Origin of the sequence: Streptomyces anulatus (assembly GCF_000721175.1) — a bacterium.
In the GTDB taxonomy this organism is placed as follows: domain Bacteria; phylum Actinomycetota; class Actinomycetes; order Streptomycetales; family Streptomycetaceae; genus Streptomyces; species Streptomyces anulatus_C.
Window position 1 is genome coordinate 272,405 of sequence record NZ_JOEZ01000003.1, and the last position, 17,956, is coordinate 290,360.

Consider the following 17,956-nt stretch of genomic DNA (forward strand, 5'->3'; position numbering starts at 1 on the left):
GATCAGCCATTCCTCAGGGCGTAGTGCGCGCTGACCTGCGAGGCGGTCAACGCGGTCGGGTAGACAGCGGTCTCGTCGATCTGCCCGGCGAAGAAGTTGCTCGTCGGACGGCTCGGCCAGTTGGCGAGGTTGTCCCCGCCGATCCGCCAGTACCCCGGACGGTTGTCGTTGCCGGTGACCAGGGTGTTCGACGTGCGCAACTGCCCGTCGACGTAGAGCGCCATGCCCTGGCCCCAGGGGCCCTGGGTGGCGACGACGTGGTGCCACTGGCCGTCGTTGTACGCACCCGAGGTGGTGACGGTGCGCATGCCGCCGCTCTGGACGCCGAAGGTGAGGCGCCCGTCGTTGCGCATGTAGACGTGCTTGTCGTGACGGGTGCTGTTCTGCTGCGTCAGATTCCCGAAGCCGATGATCTTCCCACCCCTGGTGGTGGTGGTCTTGATCCAGGTCTCCACCGAGAACCGGGGCGGCGCGGGGTGCTGCCGGTTGCTGTACGCGTACTCGTTGCTCCCGTTGAAGCCGATCGCCGTGGAGGGCCCGGCGACCGCCGCCGGGGTCTGCCGGTAGGCCGGGGCGTTGCGCAGGAAGCCGTTGTTCAGTTCGCCGCTGCTGTCGTGCGCGAACGTCGACGTGCCCTCGTCGTAGCGCCAGTAGAGCGTCGCCCCGTCGGCCCTGACCCGCGCCGGGTACGCCTCCGTCGTGCTCGCCACGGTCGCGGACCGGGCCGGGGACCTGGTGCTGGTGTTGGTGCCGTCGCTCGCGGTCATCCGGTAGGAGTGCGTCTCGCCCGGCGCGACGTCGGTGTCCGTCCAGGTCAGCTGCGGCCGGTCCCAGAAGACGGAGTGTCCGGTCGCCGTGTGGATCGGCGTGTTCGAGCCGTCCTTGTAGATCCGGTAGGTCAGCTCCCCGTCGTCGGTGTCGAAGCTGGTCTGCCAGTTCACGTCGATCTGCCCGGGGGTCAGTGTGGACAGGCTGACGTTGGGCACCCAGGGCGCGCCCGTGTCCGGGCCGTCCGCGAACCGGGTCAGCCCCTGTTGCGGCTTGCTGTTGACGGTGGTGAACTCGCCGCCGACCCAAAGGTAGTGGCGGTCGCCGCTGCTCGCCTGGGTCATCACCCGTGGTCCGACCGGCTCGCCGATGCCGTCGTTGGTGTCCGGGAACCAGGGCAGCAGCTTCGGGTCGTCGACCGCCTGGGCCAGCAGGTGCTTGCGCGGCTGGTCCGGGAAGGCCCCCATGCTGGAGCAGTCGTGGGCGTGGCTGCCGCTGTAGAGCACCCCGGAATGGACCGCCACGGCCTGGGTGGCGCCGAGGCAGGTGTCCCGCCAGCGCTGCTGGAAGTCGCTCAGGTCCATGGCGATGCGTCCGTCGAACACCCCGCCGCCGGTACCCTCGTTGGCGGTGTAGAAGCCGGTGGCGTCGGTGGTGATGTCCTGGACCGTGGAGTTGTTGTGGATGAACCCCGGGTAGGACTTCGTGAGTTGTCCGGTGGTCGCGTCGACCACGGCCAGGGCGTGCGTGGTGGTGCCGTTGATGCGGAAGAAGTCCCCGCCGAGCAGCACGTTCTGCCCGTCCGGGGTCAGCTCGACGGCCCGGGCCACCTCGTCGGCGTTGGCCGTGAAGGGCAGCAGTGACGCCCCGGCGGTGGTGACGGCGGCGAACTTGTTCCTGGTCTGCCCGCCGACGCTGTTGAAGTCCCCGCCCAGATAGACCGTGTCGGCGGTGACGGCGAGCGCCCGCACGGTTGCCGTCACGGAGATCTTGAAGTCGTCCCGAGGGGTGCAGGTCGCGGTGTCGATCGCCGCGATGTTGCTGACCCCGACCCCGTTCACCGCCCCGAACTGACCGCCTGCGTAGAGGGTTTCGCCGTCCGGGGACAGGGCCAGGGCCCGTACGGTCGCGGTGCCCGAGGAGATGGTGAAGGACAGCGAGCAGTCGGTGGGAACCCCGGTCGCCGCGTCGAACGCGGCGAAGTTCACCGCGGGCTGTTCGCCGGTTCCGGGAGCGGCGGTGGGGGGCCGCAGGGTGGAGAAGGTGCCGCCCGCGTAGACGACGCCGTCGTCGGCGGCCATCGACCAGACGATGCCGTTGGTCTGCCAGGTGGTGAGGTCGTCCGCGGTGATGGCGACCGGTGGTGTCAGCGCAGCCGCCGGAGAGGGCCCGGCCGCGGTCGCGGTCAGGGCTCCGGCCAGCAGGCCGAGAGCGGCGGAGACGGCCCGCACACGGCCGCGCCCTCCGGTTCTCTGCCCCGTACTTCCGTTCATCATTCAGCTCCGAAGGTGAGAACGAGCTGCGGCCGGGAGGCCGCGGGTCCTGCCTCGCCCGACCAGACGCGCAGACTGTCCGTCCCGCTGCTGGTCAGGGCGAGTGAGTAGGAGGAGCGCAGGGCCCCGCCCGGTGCCGGCGCGGAGAGCTCCACCGAGTGGTCGGTGGAGACGGCGGTCGCGCCGGTGATCGTCCCGAGCACGGACACGGCGAGCGCCGGCCGGGAGCTGTAGGTGACCGTCGAATCGGTCCAGGCGCCGGTGACCGGCACCACGCTGTGGCTGTCGGTGGAGCCCGCCGTCGGATCCGACGACGTACGGAACCGGATGCGGGCCGCTTCGAGGACCTGTCCGTTCACCGACCGGAAGTCGCCGCCCGTGTGCACCGTGCCGTTCGACGCCACGTCGAGCGCGCGCACCGTCGCGGAGGGGTTCGGCGAGAACCCGGCCCGCCAGGTGCGGGTGGCGGTGTCGACGGTGACCAGCCCGTCGGCGCTCGTCCCGTTCACCGCGTTGAAGTAGCCGCCCACGTACAGCGTGGACTCGTCCGGGGAGACGGCCGGCGCCGGCACGGTCGCGGTGCCGCTGCTCCGGGTGCCGGCCGGCGCCCCGGTCTCGGCGTCGAACACGGCGGAGTTGACGGCGGGCGTGGAGCCGCCGCCCGCCGGGGTGCCCGCCGGGCGGACGGAGGAGAACGTGCCGCCCGCGTGGACGGCCCCGTTCGCCTCCGTCAGCGACCACACGATCCCGATGGTCTGGTGGGCGGGCTGGCGGTCGGCGGTGAAGCCGACGGGCTCGGTGAGTGCGGTCGCCGGGGGCGCGGCGGCCACCGGGGCGAGCACCCCGGCGGCCGGCGCGAGGGCCGCGACGGTCGCGATGCGCCCGCGACGGCCCGGCCCCTTCATCTGTCCACCCGGACGGCGGCCCCGGTCAGCTGGTCGGCCAGCTGCCGGATGTCGGCGTCGACCATGATCCGGGCCAGCTCCCGCGACTTCACCTCGGGCTTCCAGCCCAGCAGCTCCTCGGCCTTCGAGGCGTCGCCGATCAACGCGTCGACCTCGCTGGGGCGTTCGTACTTCGGGTCGTAGCGCACGTGCTCACGCCAGTCCAGGCCCGCGTGCTCGAAGGCGCACTCCAGGAACTGCCGGACGCTGACACCCTCGCCGGTGGCGACCACGTAGTCGTCGGGGGCGTCGCACTGGAGCATCCGCCACATGGCGTCCACGTACTCCGGCGCATACCCCCAGTCCCGGACCGCGTCCAGATTGCCCAGGTGCAGCCGGTCCTGGAGCCCGGCCTTGATCCGGGCGACGCCCCGGGTGATCTTCCGGGTCACGAAGGTCTCGCCCCGGCGCGGTGACTCGTGGTTGAAGAGGATCCCGTTCACCGCGAACATGCCGTACGCCTCGCGGTAGTTGACCGTCGCCCAGTAGGCGTAGACCTTCGCCACGCTGTAGGGGCTGCGCGGGTGGAACGGGGTCTGCTCGTTCTGCGGGGGCGGGCTGGCGCCGAACATCTCGGAGGACGAGGCCTGGTAGATCCGGGTCTGGATGCCGCTGGCCCGGACCGCCTCCAGGAGCCGGATGGTGCCGAGCCCCGTGACGTCACCGGTGTACAGCGGGGCGTCGAAGGACACCCGCACATGCGACTGCGCGCCCAGGTTGTAGACCTCGTCGGGCTGGATGTCGCGCAGCAGGTTCACCAGTGCCACACCGTCGGACAGGTCCGCGTGATGCAGGACGAAGGAGCGCTCGGGCTCCTCGGGTCCCTGGTAGATGTGGTCGATCCGCTCGGTGTTGAAGCTCGACGAACGCCGTATGAGCCCGTGCACCGTGTACCCCTTGTCGAGCAACAACTCGGCCAGATAAGAACCGTCCTGGCCGGTCACTCCGGTGATGAGCGCGGTCTTCGCCACGATTCCCCCTTCTCTGCTGTGATCGCCCCGGTGGCGACGTTCACCGACATATCGGAATTGAAGCGGTCTGCGGCAAAGTGTCACCGCAGTCCCTTTCTGCTGGCACAATCCGAGCCATGACGACCGAACTCCCTCTCCCGCCACAGGAATCCGCCCGCTCCCTACTGCGGCCCGGCTCCCGCATATTCGTCGCGGGACACCGCGGCCTGGTCGGCTCGGCGGTGGCCCGCCGCCTCGCCGACGACGGCCACGAGGTGCTCACCCGCGGCCGTGACCTCCTCGATCTGCGCGACGCCGCGCGGACCGAGACGTATCTGAAGGAGGTCCGCCCGGACGCCGTGGTACTGGCCGCCGCCAAGGTCGGCGGGATCATGGCCAACAGCACGTACCCGGTGCAGTTCCTGGAGGACAACCTGCGCATCCAGCTCAGCGTGATCGCCGGCACGCACGCGGCCGGGACCGAGCGGCTGCTCTTCCTCGGCTCGTCGTGCATCTACCCCCGCCTCGCGCCCCAGCCGATCCGCGAGGAGTCGCTGCTCACCGGCGAGCTGGAGCCCACCAACGAGGCGTACGCGCTCGCCAAGATCGCCGGCGTCGTCCAGACCCAGTCCTACCGGCGGCAGTACGGCGCCTCCTACATCAGCGCCATGCCCACCAATCTCTACGGGCCCGGCGACAACTTCGACCTGGAGACCTCGCACGTCCTGCCCGCGCTGATCCGCCGCTTCCACGAGGCGCGGCGGGACGGGGCCCCCGAGGTGACCCTGTGGGGATCCGGCGCCCCGCGCCGGGAGTTCCTCCATGTCGACGACCTCGCCGACGCCTGCGTGCGCCTGCTGGAGGCCTACGACGGTGACGAACCCGTCAACATCGGCTGCGGCGAGGACCTGACCATCCGTGAACTGGCCGAAATCGTAAGAGAGGTGACGGGCTATTCGGGACGCATCGGCTGGGACGCCTCGAAGCCCGACGGGACGCCCCGCAAGCTGCTCGACGTGACCCGCCTCTCCTCCCTGGGCTTCACGCCGCGGATCCCGCTGCGTGACGGCATCGCCCGCACCTACGCCTGGTGGCTCGGCCAACTCCCGAACGGAAACTGACCGTTGGCCGCCGTCGGACGGTGTCCCGCGGCGGTACACCGGTGGTGCTCCTCGCATCCGCACGCCCGCCGTCCTCAGTACGCCCCGCGGCCGTCGGTGACGGCGCGCACGGTGCGGGCGAGGAGCCCCATGTCGGCGGCGACCGACCAGTTGTCGACGTACCACAGGTCGAGCGAGACGGTCTCCTGCCAGCTCAGGTCGGAGCGGCCGCTCACCTGCCACAGCCCCGTGAGCCCCGGTTTCACGGCGAGCCGGCGGTGCTCCCGCTCGTCGTAGCGCGAGGCCTCCTCCGGCAGCGGCGGCCGTGGCCCCACCAGCGACATATGCCCGAGCAACACGTTCAGCAGCTGGGGGAGTTCGTCGATCGAGGTGCGCCGCAGCATTCGTCCGACCGGCGTCACCCTGGGGTCGCTGCGCATCTTGAACAGCGGTCCTTCGACCTCGTTGGCCGCGGCGAGCTGCGCCTTGAGCTCCTCCGCGTCCGCCACCATCGTGCGGAACTTCCACATGGTGAACGGCCGGTTGTGCTGCCCCTGCCGGACCTGCCGGTGGAAGACCGGACCCCGCGAGGACAGCCGGACGCTCAGTGCCACCGCCAGTAACAGCGGTGCCAGCGCCAGCAGTCCGAACAGGGCTCCCGCCCGGTCCAGTACGTTCTTGACCACCGCCTGCGGGCCCCCGCGCAGCGGCGGCGCTACGTGCAGCAGGGTCAGCCCGGCCGCGCTCACGGGGCGCACCCGCTCGGCGGCCACCCCGGACAGCTCCGAGACCACGGACAGGGCGACGCCCCCGTCGTGCAGCCCCCAGCCGAGCCGCCGCAGCCGGTCGCCGGTCAGCTGGGGCCCGGGAGCCACCAGCACCAGGTCCGCCGCGTGGGCGTAGACCCCGCCGAGCACCGTGCTCACGTCGTCGTCGGCCGGGCAGGACGCGAGGCGCCCCGGCACCCGCACACCGTCCAGCTCCAGCCGGGCGGCGCCCACCGGTATGGCGGCGACCAGCCGATAGTCGTGATCCGTACGGGAGTTGAGCAGCGAGGCCGCCCGGTCCACCCCCGCAGCCTCGCCGACCAGCAGTACCCTGCGGATCCGGTGGCCGCGCCGCAGCCCCGCCACCGCCGTGGCGACGAGCAGCCCGGGTGCCACGGCCACGACGGCCGTGGCCGGGTCCACCGGGCTTCCCGCCGCCGTGTGCAGCACGGCCAGCAGGCCGATGAGCACGAGCCAGTCCCCGACCGCGCCGAGCGCGCCGCCCGGCCCGGACCCCGGCCGGCCCGTGTACCGCCCCCGGGCCCCGCGCAGCCCGGCCCACACCAGCCCCGCCACCACGGCTGCCGCCACCGGACGGGGCTGGTCGCCCGAGCGCAGCAGCAGCCAGGCCGGACCGGCCAGAGCGAGCAGGTCGGTCAGTGCGGCGAGGGCCGGGCCGGGCGTCGGCTTCCGCCTGGCCGGCACCCGGCCGGCCGGGTCGCGCTGTGCTGTCGGGGCCCTCCACAGCTGTTCCAGGGCCGCCGTGCGATTCCGGGATGCGGCGGTGCGGGGGCGCGGCGCGCCCCGGAGTCCCACCGGTCCGGATAGGTCGGTATCAGGTATTTCGACATGCCCCATGAACCCCCCAGTCACAGTCGCACCCCCGCAAACGGGACGCATCCGTCGATCCCATGGACTGACGGATGCGCCCTCGCTCGGTGCACGATATCCACACACGTGCCATTTCGCTGGAGTTCCCGTGAAGTTCAGACGGCTCGGTCCAGACACCTCCGATCGGCTGGAACCATGCGATGTCGCCCTCTGTGTACGGATGTTGATGGAGCGACAGACGGGTAAGCGCTTGTGCCGGCCGGTGGCGACGGGCGGCCCATGGAGGCTCCGACTCCGGTGTGCCGCCCCGGGAACGCGTGAACCCCCTGGCGGGCGGTGTTCCCGGCCAGGGGGTTCACGCATTCTCCGCCCGTACCCCGAGGGCGGGGGATCGCTACGGGGTCGGAATGCGCCCCCCGTGCGCCTTCTGGTGCGCCGGTGGACCAGAACCCCGGCACCAACGAGCAGTGTTGCTGCGAGAGTTACGGACATCACAGGAGCCAGGTGGCGGCCAGGCTGCCGCCGCCGGACGTGGGGGCGGTGCCGCCGACCGTGGGCCGAGGTACCGGGGTACACCCGATAGGGCCTGTGGGATCGGCAACGTGCGGACCCGGGCGGAACGGGTCAGCGGCATCCGGCTGGAACAGGTCAGCCGGCTCCGGCCGGCGGGAGGGTCTGCTCGGTCCAGATGGTCTTCCCGGTCGGGGTGTACCGCGTGCCCCACCGCTGGACGAGCTGCGCCACGATGAACAGGCCACGGCCGCCCTCGTCGTCCTCCGCGCTGTGCCGCAGGTGCGGGGAGGTGTGGCCGGTGTCCGCGACCTCGCACACCAGGGTGCGGTCCCGGATGAGGCGCAGCCCCAGCGGCCCGCCCGCGTACCGGACCGCGTTGGTGACGAGCTCGCTGACGACCAGCTCGGTCGCGAACGACAGCTCCTCCAGGCCCCAGGCCGCCAGTTGCCCGGTGACCAGCGCGCGGGCCCGGCCCACCGACACCGGTTCGGCGGTCAGCTCCCAGTCGGCCACCCGTTCCGGTCCCAGCTCGCGGGTGCGGACCAGGAGCAGGGCCGTGTCGTCGGCGCTCGTGCCGCCGGGCACCAGCTCGGACACCGCCCGGTCGCACAGCTCCTCCAGCGACGCGGAACGGTCGCCCAGTACCCCGCCCAGCGCGTCGAGGCCCTGGCCGATGTCGTGGTCCCGGGCCTCGACCAGCCCGTCGGTGAACAGCGCCAGCAGGCTGCCCACCGGCAGGTCGATCTCCATCGACTCGAACGGCAGGCCACCCAGACCGAGCGGCGGCCCGGCGGGCAGGTCAGGGAACGACACCCGGCCGCCGGGGTCGACGATCGCCGGAGGCAGATGCCCGGCACGGGCCATGACGCAGCGCCGGGAGACCGGGTCGTAGACCGCGTACAGACAGGTCGCCCCGGTGGTCACGTCGTACGTCTCCACGGCCCCGTCGTACGTGTCCGACCGCTCCTCCGCGGGCTGCCCCACCAGGTCGTCCAGCCGGGTCAGCAGCTCGTCGGGGGCCATGTCGAGCTGGGCGAAGGCCCGTACGGAGGTGCGGAGCCGGCCCATGGTGGCGGCTGCCTGGAGCCCGTGCCCGACCACGTCCCCCACCACGAGACCGACCCGGGTCCCGGACAGCGGGATCACGTCGAACCAGTCCCCGCCGACGCCGGTCACATCGTCCGCCGGCAGATAGCGGTAGGCGGTCTCGACCGCGGACTGCGGCGGCAGGTGATGGGGAAGCAGCTGCCGCTGGAGGGCGAGGGAGGCGGTGCGCTCGCGGGTGTAGCGGCGGGCGTTGTCGATGCAGACCGCGGTCCGGGCGGCCAGCTCGTCGGCCAGGGCGACCTCGCCGTTGTCGAACGTGGTCGCCCGGTCGGGGGCGAGCGCCCGGCCCGAGGCGTCAGAGCTCACGCCCCGGTCGAAGGTGACGAGCCCCAGGATGCCGCCGCCGGCCCGCAGCGGGACGACGAGGGTGCTCTCGTCCAGCACGAGGCCGCCGGAGGACAGGCTGCGGTGCTGCGGGGAGCCGGGCGGATAGACGACCGGCGGATAGGGCCCCCGGGGCCCGCCGGGGGCGGTGGGGTCCCGGGGGCCCAGGGCCGCGCCGGGGAGGCCCGTGTCCGGGAGGCCGGCGCCTGACGGGTCCGCGCTGAGGAGACCGGGGTCCGGTGCGCCGGACCCCGGCGCCGGCCGTTCCGCGACCCGCAGGAGGGTCATGTCCGCCGTGCTGCCCACCGCCGCCGTCTCCCCGGTCACCGCCGCCCGGGTGACATCGACCCGTACGGTGCCGGCGAAGTCCGGCACCGCCACCTCGGCGATCCTCTCGGCGGTGGTGGCCACGTCCAGGACCGTGCCGATCCTGCGTCCGGCCTCGACGAGGAGGGTCAGCCGCTCCTGGACCCGGTAGCGGTCGGTGATGTCGAAGGCGTCCTCGCACACGCCGAACACGTGCCCGTGGGCGTCCTCCAGCCGGTAGTAGGCGCAGGACCACAGATGGTCCCTCCCCGGGTCGCTGGGCGGCTGTCCCCGGAAGTGCAGGTCGAGGACCGGCTCGCCGGTGTCGAGGACCTGGTGCATGACGCCGTCGAGCGTCTGCGGGTAGCCGGCGGTCACGAAGGAGCCCTCGGAGTACAGCTCGTCGGCCCGCATGCCTCGGAACGCGGCCAGCGGCTGCCCGATCTCCCGCTCGTAGGCGGTGTTGCTCCAGGTCAGACGCAGGTCGGTGTCGTAGATGGCCAGGCCGACGGGCGACTGGGTGGCCAGCCCCTGGAGCAGGGCGAGCCGCGACTCCCAGTCCCGCAGCGCCCCCACCTCCGCCGCCACCATGATCCGGTCCGGAGTCCCCGGCCCGCCGCTGCCCGCGGTCGCGCCCGGCAGGGGGCACGTCGCCGTGGCCACCAGCAGCTCGCGGCCGTCGCGGGCGCGGGCCACGTGGATCGGGCTGCCGACGAGGGACGGCGGCCCGAGCCCGGGACCTGCGGTTCCGGCGGCGCCTGACACGTCGGCCGGTACACCGGCCGGGGGAGCGCCGCCGATCGGGTGCACCGAGAGGAACGCGCTCAGGGGCCGCCCCAGGACGTCGGAGGGGCGGTGGCCGAGGAGCTCGGTGGCCGCGGGACTCCAGCCGATGACGGTGCTCTCGGCGTCCAGAACCATCGTGGCCGCCCTGGTGATGTCCAGGGGGCCACGGAAATCGGCGCTCTCCGCCGTGTTCGCCGCGCTCACGGCGCGACCCGGCCCGGTTTCATTACCCTCAGAATCCGCCCTGCCCGGGACCCGCACAACCGCGGTGACCCGGGCAGGGGCCGCCCGGCACCGGGGTCAGCGCACCCCGTCGGGCCGGAACTGCACGCTGACGCGCGGTCCGACGGCCCGCGCGGTCTTGGGGACCGCGTGCTCCCAGGTGCGCTGACAACTGCCGCCCATGACGATCAGGTCGCCGTGGCCGAGCGGCCTGCGTACGGGGGCGGGGCCAGGGCGTCGCGGACGCAGCGCGAGATGCCGGGGGGCTCCCAGTGAGAGGATCGCGACCATGGTGTCCTCGGTGCTTCCCCGGCCGATGGTGTCCCCGTGCCAGGCGACCCCGTCCCGTCCGTCCCGGTAGAAGCACAGCCCCGCCGTGGTGAAGGGTTCGCCCAGCTCGGCCGCGTAGTGCTCGCCGAGCTCGGTACGGGCGGCCTCCAGGGCCGGATGCGGAAGGCGATCGTGGCGGCCGAAGAAGGCCAGCAGCCGGGGGACCGCGACCACGCGCTCGTACATGACGCGCTGCTCGGCCCGCCAGGCGACATCGTTGACCAGCGTCTCGAACAGCGTGTCCGCGCCCCGGAGCCACTGCGGCAGCACGTCGATCCAGGCCCCGTGCCCCAGGTCGGTCCGCCGCAGGCCGCTCAGGGAGTGGGTGCCGACCTCGGGCCCCTGGTCGAAGAGTGAACTCTGCAGGTGTACGGCCATGGGTCGAGCCTAACGTCATTCGAGCACGTGTGCGAATTATGTTGAAGGGTCCCGGCCTCAGCCTTCCTTGATCAGATCGGCGCACTTCTCGCCGATCATCATCGTGGTGATGCACGGATTGGCCGTCGTCAGGAACGGCATGACCGACGCGTCGGCCACCCGCAGCCCCGGGACCCCCTTGACCCGCAACTGCGGGTCGAGCGGCGAGTCAGGGTCCTCCGCCGGGCCCATCCGCACGGTCCCCGCGGGGTGGTACACGGTGTTGTGGGTCTCGCGGATGTAGTCGAACAGCTCCGCGTCCGTGGTCGCGGCAGGCCCCGGAGCCAACTCCGCACCCGCCCAGTCGGCCATCCGGGGCTGCGCCACGATCTCCCGCGCCAGCCGCAGCCCGTACGTCATCACCCGTACGTCGTGCTCGTCGGTGAAGTAGCGCGGATCGACCCGGGGCTTGTCCCGGAAGTCCCGGCTCCGCAGCCGCACCGTGCCCCGCGACCGGGCACGGGTGACGTTCGGGGTCAGGCAGAACGCGTTGTCCGAGGTGGGGTAGCCGCGCCGGTAGGTGTTCATGTCGAACGGCACCGAGCCGTAGTGGAACATCAGGTCCGGCCGGTCGAGCCCCGGCTCGGTGTCCGCGAAGATCCCGATCTCCCACCACTGGGTGGAGGTGGTGACCATGGGCTGCTTCGCCTCCCACATGATCACGCCCTCCGGGTGGTCCTGGAGGTGCGAGCCGACGCCGGGGGAGTCCACCCGTACGTCCACCCCGGTGTCCCGCAGATGTCCGGCCGGGCCGATGCCGGACAGCATCAGCAGCTTCGGGGAGTCGATCGCGCCGCAGGAGACGATCACCTCGCGCCGCGCGTACACCGCCCCGCTGTGGACGGTGTCGGGCTCCAGGTACTCCACCCCGGCGCACCGGTCGCCGTCGAACAGCAGCCGCTTCGCCTGGAGGCCGGTCCGTACCTCCAGGTTCGGCCGGGAGCCGAGAACCGGATGCAGGTACGACACCGAGGCCGAGGAACGGGTGCCGTCCTCGCGGGCGTTGATCTGGAACCAGTGCGCGCCCCGGATCACCGTGGAGCCCGTGTTGAACGGCACGGTGGGGATGCCCGCCTCCGCGCAGGCCGACAGCAGGGCCGCGCCGCACGGGTCGCGGGGCGGCACGGTGCGGATGGTGACGGGACCGGAGCGCCCGTGGTGGTCGCCGGGCGCGTCATTGGTCTCCAGCCGCTTGTAGAGCGGGAAGCAGTCCGCCGCGCTCCACCCGGTGCAGCCCAGGGCGCCCCACTCGTCCAGGTCCTCGGCGGGGGCCCAGAAGGCGATGCAGGAGTTGTGCGAGGAGCAGCCGCCGAGCACCTTGGCGCGGGCGTGCCGCATGAAGCTGTTGCCCCTCTCCTGCGGCTCCACCGGATAGTCCCAGTCGTAACCGGACTCCAGCAGCGCCATCCACCGCTCCAGCCGCAGGACGCTGTCGTCCCCGACGTCCGAGGGGCCCGCCTCCAGTACGCAGACGGTGACAGCGGGGTCCTCGGTGAGCCGGGCGGCGATGACCGCTCCGGCCGTACCGCCGCCCACGACGACGTAATCGAACACGGGCGCGGGGCTGGCTTCGGGCATCGGGTCTCCTGAGTTCGGCCGGCCGGTGGGGGCTGGAAGGTGCCGGTCAGGATCGAGATGCAGCTGATCCCGGCGGCGAAGGTGCGGAAGTTGCCGAGCGTGCGCTTGAGTCCGGGGCGTCAGCCGGGCTCACCGGGCGCGTCGTCGTGCCCGGTCTGCGGCCTCTTCCCGCTTCCGGGCGCGGGACCGGGACCCGTACCCGTACTCACTCGAACCATCGTTGCGGGGTCGCGGCGACATTCCGCCAGATGTGCTTGGCCTCCTGGTACTCGGCAAGCCCGGCCGGACCCAGTTCGCGGCCGAAGCCGGACTGCTTCATGCCGCCCCACTCCGCCTGCGGTACGTACGGGTGGAAGTCGTTGATCCACACGGTGCCCGCCCGCAGCCGCGACGCCACCCGGTGGGCGCGCCCGCCGTCCTGCGTCCAGACCGCCCCCGCCAGCCCGTACACGGTGTCGTTGGCCAGCCGGACCGCGTCGTCCTCGTCCCGGAACCGCTCGACGGTGAGCACCGGACCGAACGACTCGTCCTGCACCACGGACATCGAGGTGGCGCACTCGTCCAGCACGGTGGGCGGGTAGTAGAAGCCGTCCGCCAGCGCCGGATCGTCGGGCCGCGCGCCCCCGCAGCGCAGCACCGCCCCCTCGGCGATGCCCTCGGCCACGTACGCCTCGACCTTGTCCCGGTGCGCTGCGGAGATCAGCGGCCCGCTGCGCGCGTCCTCGTCGAACGGCCCGCCGAGCCGGATCCGGCGGGCCCGCGCCACTAGTTCGTCGGTGAACCGGTCGTGCAGCTCGTCCTGGACGAGGAGCCGCGCCCCGGCGGAGCAGACCTGCCCCGCGTGCAGGAAGACCGCCGTGAGCGCGTGGTCGACGGCGGTGTCGAAGTCGGCGTCGGCGAAGACGATGTTGGGATTCTTGCCGCCCAGCTCCAGGGCGACCTTCTTCACCGTGGGCGCGGCGGCCGCCATGATGCGCCGCCCGGTGGCGAGCCCGCCGGTGAACGACACCATGTCCACGCGCGGATCCTCGGTCAGCGGCGCGCCCACGACGGCACCCGCCCCGAGCACCAGGTTGGCGACCCCGTCCGGGAGCCCGGCCTCGGTCAGCAGCCCCATGAGCAGGATGGCGGTGTGCGGGGTCAGCTCACTCGGCTTGAGGACGAACGTGTTGCCGGCCGCGAGCGCCGGGGCGACCTTCCAGGCGGTCTGGAGCAGCGGATAGTTCCACGGCGTGATGAGCGTGCAGACCCCGACGGGCTCGTGGACGACACGGCTGTCCGTGTCCGTGTTCCCGGTGTCGACGACCCGGTCGGTGCCCCCGGAGGCGGCGAGATTGCCGAAGTACCGGAAGCAGTTCGCGATGTCGTCCATGTCGTAGAGGCTCTCGACCAGCCGCTTCCCCGTGTCCAGCGACTCGGCCCGCGCGAAGACGTCCCTGTCCCGCTCCAGGAGCTCCGCCACCCGCAGCAGCAGCCGCCCCCGCTCGGCGGCGGGCGTCCCCGGCCAGCTCCCCTGGTCGAAGGCCCGCCGGGCCGCGGCGACGGCAGCGGCGGCGTCCTCGGCCCCGCCCTCGTCGACAGCGGCCACCAGCGTGCCGTCGGCCGGACAGCGGATCTCCCGTGTGCGCCCCTCGGCGGCAGCGGTCCAGTGGCCATCGATGAACAGCTCCGGCATGGCTCCTCCTGTACGGGGCTGGGACGGGCGCCCCGCCGGGGTGCTGGCCACGGCGGCGACCGGCTTCCTGCGTGACGACATCAGGACAGACGGTAGGAGCGGCGGGGCGGGGGCGCATGGCGGGCGCAGCCGATCGGGGCAGGGGGTGCCGGGCACGGCTGGGATCTGCTCACCTGCTTTCAGCACGCTGCCCACCCCCACCACCCGATAGGATTTCCTGCTGGGCCGAGCTGGATGACAACAGCTGTGGGGGGATGCGTGTCTTTCGATGAAGAGTGGGCCAACCTGAAGGCGGAGGCGCTCGCGCGCCAGTCCGGCGGTATGCAGCTCAATCAGCTGCCGACTGATGCCGGAGGAAGTCAGGGAGGTGCGCCTGTGGACGGCACTCTCGACTACAACAGCGCGTCCATCAACGGGAACGCCAATCTGCTGATCGAGATCGCAGGCTTCCTCCACGAGGGCCGCCCGGACGGAGACCTGTGCACTCTGGCCCGCGATCCGAGGTCGCACAGCGACGTGGCCGCACAGGTCGAACGTTTCGGCAGATTCGCCGATGACCAGTACCAGGACGCGGTCGCACTCTTCGCGGCCCTCTCCACGCGGCTCAGGACCGCTGGTTCGAACCTGGTGACCGTGGACGACGACCGTGCTCGTCACTTCCTGGACACGATTCTGCGTGACGGCAGCTACATACCGCCGGAGGCGAAGTGAGCACTCTGAGCTACCGAAGTGACGTCGAGTTTCTCGATGGCTGCAATCCGCCCCTGGTTGAGCGTAACGCCGATGAATTCCTCCGCATACGCAACATGCTGACGGAGGCTGACGAGCCCGCGGAGCGGGCCGAGAAGAAGACGCATTGGCGCAGCGAGGGAAGCCGGAGCTACGAGGCCCGTGTCGCCGAGGCGCGCAAGCTGTTGGTCAACCTCGCGGAGGGTTACGGCAAGGCCGCCAGTGCGCTCCGCGGCTATGCCTTCGCACTGGCGACCGCGAAGAGCCACTACTCCAACGGCAAAGCCAATGAGCAGGCACTGGCGACGCTGATCGCCACCAAAGGCACCGCCATTACCCGTAGGGCTCAGGACGCGGAGCCCATGCGCCAGTGGGAGGACATGCGCGGCACGACCGGGGTGCTGGACTTCTTCGCCGAGTTGACCATGGATGTGGACGACATCAAGGACGAGGCGCATCGGCTGCACGACGCCGCGGGGGGCGATTTCCACCTCGCCAAGACGGTGGAGAAGGAGGCTCGTGACATCTGCGTGCACGCGATGAAGCAGGCGTATGACCTGCTTCCGGAGTTCCGGCTGCGAGACATCCCGCGCGTGGACATCTACTCGGCCGTCTCCGCCCTGCGGAGCGAGGCCCGCGAGGCCCGCGACAACCCGCTGAGCCAGCTGCCCGGCAGCGGGCCGAAACAGGACTACGCGGCACCGGTCGGCAGTGCTCCTGTCTCGCCGATGCTCCGTGACATCAGAATGCAGCTCGCCGACCTCCCTCCGGCGACAGACGGTTACTGGATCCCCCCGTCCTCGGACCAGGAGAAGCGAGAGTGGATCGCGGCGAACAAGGAGATCATCCAAGCCGCGGCGAGTAGATCCGGGCTGCCCGCGGACATGGTCGCGGGCATCGCGTGGCAGGAGATCGCGGGCCAACCGGGGTACGCGGACGATGTGGTCGACACGATTCGGGAGCAGGCCGACGCACCCTGGGGGCTGAGCCCCATCTCGCCGGAGAACCTGCCGTGGCGTCTCGGCGGTAGTCCTGACGAGACCTCCTTCGGCCCCATCGCGATCCAGATCCGACGTGGGGCTGAAGTGCTCGGCTACGACCCGGACAGTCTGACCGACCACCAGCGGGCGATCGTGGAGGAGTCCCTGCAGGATCCGGGACAGAACATCTTCATCGCGTCCGAATATCTGGCGCAGCTCAAAGCGGAGAGCGAATTCGCCGACGTCCCGGCGGAGAAGATGACGCCCGCTCAATTTCAGGAGCTGGCCGCCCGGTACAACGGAGGTCCCTACTGGGAAGGGGACCAGGCCCAGGCATACGGCCGGGGATTCGGCAACCACCTCGAGAACGCCAGGGATGCATTGCGGTGATGTCCGACCAGCACGGAATTGCACGCGCCGCCGAGGACGACAGCGGTTGTCTGCGATGGGCCATGGCGGTGCCGCTGACGATCCTCTACGCCCTGGCGGCCTTCTGCTGCTACACGGCGCTGATCACGCGCCCCTCGGGGAGCTGGGATCAGGACGCGTACGGCGCGATCGCGCTGATGAGCTTCCTCGCCCTGGCGCTCAGCGCGCTCGGGCTCCTCGTCACGGTTGCGCCCCCGACGGTGCGGCGCGCCATGGGCCCGTGGTGGCTGGCCCCGCCGCTGGTCATCAGCGCGGTCGCCGCGATTCGGTGGGCTCTGGGGGGCTGAGAGCGGGACAGCCCGCGGCCCGGTACTCCCCGATAGGATCGCGCTCGGGCCCTGATCATCGATCACGGGCCAACGGCTTCTGGAATAAGGGGAATTCACCCGGCCGTGCCGTCGGCGGAAACGGCTTCCCCGCCGACGGAGGCAACGCCCGGAACACCGAGTGAGTGGAGCGCCAGTCATGCGTGGAGGCAGCGTCGCCGTCGTCGGCGGCAGCATAGCGGGGTGCGCCGCGGCTCTGGCCGCGTCGCGCGGGGGAGCCGAGAGGGTCACCGTCCTGGAGCGTGCCGATGCCCGGCTCCGGGACAGAGGGGTGGGGATCGCCCTCCACAGCGACCGGTACGACGAGCTGAGGGAGGCCGGTTACGTCGCACCGGAGATGCCCTGGGCGCCGCTGACCCGGAGGGTGTGGAGCGTGCGCGACGGCGAGGCCGGCCACGGCCGGCCTGTCGGCGAGCAGCCGTTCCCGTTCCGGGCCTACAGCTGGGGCTCCCTGTGGAGCGAGCTGCGCCGCCGGGTGCCCGAGGCGGTCTCCTACCGGTCCGGTGCGGTGGTCACCGGGGTGGAGCCGGACGGCGACGGTGTGACGCTGAGGCTCGCGGACGGACAGCGGGAGCGCTTCGACGTCGTGATCGGGGCGGACGGATACCGCTCCGTCGTCCGCGAGGCCATGTTCCCCGGCGCGGACGCCACGTACGCCGGATACATCGGCTGGCGCGGCACGTCGCCGGACGTCGCGGACCTCCCCTCGGACGGCCGCGACGCGCACAACATCGTCTTCCCCGGCGGACATTGCATGATCTACCGCATCCCGGACGGCGTCGGCGGCCACCTGCTCAACTGGGTTCTCTACACCGCGCCTCCGCGGACCGACGGCCTCCACCCCGACCTGCGGACCCCGACCTCCCTGCCGCCGGGCCGGCTCAACTCCCAGCTCACCGCGCACCTGCGCGCCCTGGTCGCCGACGACTTCCCGCCGTACTGGGCCGCCAGGGTGCTCCGCACCCCCGCCGAGACCACCTTCATCCAGCCCATCTACGACCTGGAGGTGCCGCACTACACCTCGGGACGGATGGTGCTCGTCGGCGACGCCGCCAGCGTCGCCCGGCCGCACATCGGCGGCGGCAGCGTGAAGGCGCTCCAGGACGCCACCGCCCTGGAGGCCTCCTGGAAGGCCGGGAGTAACTGGGAGGAGATCCTGGGGAGCTACGACGCCGGGCGCGGGCCCGTGGGGTCCGCCATGGTCGCGCTCGCCCGCCGGATGGGAGGCGCGCAGGTCGAGAACACACCGGACTGGTCCGCCATGGGGCAGCCCGAGTTCGACGCGTGGTGGCAGGACCAGAACAAGGGCTCCGACCGGCGCAGCGGTTTCGGCGGCCACAGCATGAAGGCCGGGTAGCGGCCGGGCCGGGGTGCGAGGGGG

13 protein-coding genes and 1 pseudogene are annotated in these 17,956 nt (G+C 71.8%); 5 read left to right on the forward strand and 9 right to left on the reverse strand.

Features of this window, described 5'->3' with window-relative positions; genetic code table 11:
* Positions 1-2: 2 nt before the first annotated feature.
* From IG90_RS0104265 to gmd, 3 genes are read right to left on the reverse strand one after another with little or no spacing between them, the layout of a single operon-like run.
* A complete protein-coding gene (locus IG90_RS0104265) occupies positions 3-2,264 on the reverse strand; it encodes a LamG-like jellyroll fold domain-containing protein (RefSeq protein ID WP_030577737.1) in 2,262 nt (753 codons plus the stop codon).
* Positions 2,261-3,166 (reverse strand): DNRLRE domain-containing protein, encoded by a 906-nt coding sequence (locus IG90_RS0104270; RefSeq protein ID WP_030577743.1) that lies wholly within the window; start codon positions 3,164-3,166, stop codon positions 2,261-2,263. The genes IG90_RS0104265 and IG90_RS0104270 overlap by 4 nt, the downstream gene beginning before the upstream one ends.
* On the reverse strand, positions 3,163-4,176 hold the full coding sequence (gene gmd, locus IG90_RS0104275; protein WP_030577745.1) for a GDP-mannose 4,6-dehydratase: 1,014 nt from the start codon (positions 4,174-4,176) through the stop codon (positions 3,163-3,165). Before gmd ends, IG90_RS0104270 begins: the two co-directional genes overlap by 4 nt.
* Before the next feature lie 116 nt (positions 4,177-4,292).
* Between gmd and IG90_RS0104280 the strand changes: the two genes are divergently transcribed.
* Entirely contained in the window at positions 4,293-5,276 is a 984-nt protein-coding gene (locus IG90_RS0104280; RefSeq protein WP_030577747.1) for a GDP-L-fucose synthase family protein, read from the forward strand.
* 74 nt (positions 5,277-5,350) lie between these two features.
* Here the strand turns inward: IG90_RS0104280 and IG90_RS0104285 are convergent, their stop codons facing one another.
* From IG90_RS0104285 to IG90_RS0104305, 6 genes and pseudogenes are all read right to left on the reverse strand, one after another.
* Positions 5,351-6,838: an exopolysaccharide biosynthesis polyprenyl glycosylphosphotransferase gene (locus IG90_RS0104285; protein ID WP_030577748.1), complete on the reverse strand. Its 1,488-nt coding sequence runs from the start codon at positions 6,836-6,838 to the stop codon at positions 5,351-5,353.
* Between the two features lie 663 nt (positions 6,839-7,501).
* Positions 7,502-10,093, reverse strand: coding sequence for a SpoIIE family protein phosphatase (locus IG90_RS0104290; protein WP_030577750.1), 2,592 nt, complete (start codon positions 10,091-10,093; stop codon positions 7,502-7,504).
* Positions 10,094-10,189: 96 nt separating this feature from the next.
* Complete coding sequence (locus IG90_RS0104295; protein ID WP_030577752.1) at positions 10,190-10,819, reverse strand: alpha-ketoglutarate-dependent dioxygenase AlkB; 630 nt, start codon at positions 10,817-10,819, stop codon at positions 10,190-10,192.
* A 57-nt stretch (positions 10,820-10,876) separates the two neighbouring features.
* Positions 10,877-12,436: a GMC family oxidoreductase gene (locus IG90_RS0104300; RefSeq protein ID WP_030577754.1), complete on the reverse strand. Its 1,560-nt coding sequence runs from the start codon at positions 12,434-12,436 to the stop codon at positions 10,877-10,879.
* A 32-nt stretch (positions 12,437-12,468) separates the two neighbouring features.
* Positions 12,469-12,654, reverse strand: a pseudogene (locus IG90_RS45515) (amino acid permease); the annotation flags it as partial.
* A complete protein-coding gene (locus tag IG90_RS0104305; protein WP_030577755.1) occupies positions 12,642-14,111 on the reverse strand; it encodes an aldehyde dehydrogenase family protein in 1,470 nt (489 codons plus the stop codon). The pseudogene IG90_RS45515 and the gene IG90_RS0104305, both read right to left, overlap by 13 nt.
* A gap of 258 nt (positions 14,112-14,369) precedes the next feature.
* On the opposite strand from IG90_RS0104305, the gene IG90_RS0104310 reads away from it, so the two are divergent.
* The 4 genes from IG90_RS0104310 (at position 14,370) to IG90_RS0104325 (ending at position 17,932) form a co-directional block, all read left to right on the forward strand.
* Positions 14,370-14,822, forward strand: a complete 453-nt coding sequence (locus tag IG90_RS0104310) for a hypothetical protein (RefSeq protein WP_233435890.1) — start codon at positions 14,370-14,372, stop codon at positions 14,820-14,822.
* The gene (locus tag IG90_RS0104315) at positions 14,819-16,210 is read left to right on the forward strand and encodes a hypothetical protein (protein WP_030577757.1); all 1,392 of its coding nucleotides are present in this window, start codon (positions 14,819-14,821) and stop codon (positions 16,208-16,210) included. The genes IG90_RS0104310 and IG90_RS0104315 overlap by 4 nt, the downstream gene beginning before the upstream one ends.
* Positions 16,210-16,536 carry a hypothetical protein gene (locus IG90_RS0104320; protein WP_030577759.1) on the forward strand — a complete coding sequence of 109 codons (327 nt, stop codon included), beginning with the start codon at positions 16,210-16,212 and terminating at the stop codon, positions 16,534-16,536. Before IG90_RS0104315 ends, IG90_RS0104320 begins: the two co-directional genes overlap by 1 nt.
* A gap of 178 nt (positions 16,537-16,714) precedes the next feature.
* Positions 16,715-17,932: an FAD-dependent monooxygenase gene (locus tag IG90_RS0104325; protein ID WP_030577761.1), complete on the forward strand. Its 1,218-nt coding sequence runs from the start codon at positions 16,715-16,717 to the stop codon at positions 17,930-17,932.
* Positions 17,933-17,956 lie beyond the last annotated feature (24 nt).